At 37.5% G+C, this 638-nt stretch carries 1 protein-coding gene and 1 pseudogene; both read left to right on the top strand.

Annotated elements, in window-relative coordinates:
- Positions 1-19 precede the first annotated feature (19 nt).
- Positions 20-321: pseudogene (locus tag JJB97_RS18835) on the top strand (DUF6392 family protein).
- Positions 322-344: 23 nt separating this feature from the next.
- Complete coding sequence (locus tag JJB97_RS18310; protein ID WP_238715518.1) at positions 345-539, top strand: CPCC family cysteine-rich protein; 195 nt, start codon at positions 345-347, stop codon at positions 537-539.
- The last annotated feature ends 99 nt before the right edge of the window (positions 540-638 follow it).

Genomic DNA, 638 nt, shown 5'->3' with positions numbered 1-638 from the left:
TCCCTCAAAGTGATCTACTATTCCGCGCAGCTATTTAGAAGCTGTAGAAATTTCAATTCAAAATGACAAACAGAAAGACTGGGTTTTCCCAAATGAACTACCTTTATCTCTTCAACCTGTTATGTCACTAAACTGGATTCATGAAAAGTTTGGTGACCCTGAAAAATTTGTATTACCAAAAAAATTGGTAAAAAGGAATTTGGGAGAGCGGAGAAATATATTTTGACTCAGTATGATTTTTTAGTAAGCATGCAAATTAGATATGATCTAAATGAAATGGTTAAGTCTATTATGTTCGTTAAAGCTTCTGACTCTCGATGATAACACTGGGAAAGGCAGAACTAATGAATACAGTTCATTCATGCTCATGCTGTGGCAAATATGAGTTTTCAGAAGAGGGAAGTTATGAAATTTGTCCAGTTTGTAATTGGGAGGATGATCCAGTTCAGGAGGAAGACCCCAGTTTTGGAGGTGGCGCGAATAAAATGAGCCTCAATGAAGCGAGAGATGCTTGGAGCAAAGGCCTTAAAGTCTTTTAAGTTTTATTTTAAAGCGATCAATATAGTATCGTTGCAGTATGAGTATACAAACGATTTATCCCCGCTTACGCGCTGAGGGATCCCCATAAATCAGCGCTA

The organism is Tenebrionibacter intestinalis, assembly GCF_016632365.1.
Lineage (GTDB): Bacteria > Pseudomonadota > Gammaproteobacteria > Enterobacterales > Enterobacteriaceae > Tenebrionibacter > Tenebrionibacter intestinalis.
The sequence above is the reverse complement of the archived record's forward strand: the minus strand, read 5'-3'. Positions and strand labels throughout refer to the sequence as shown.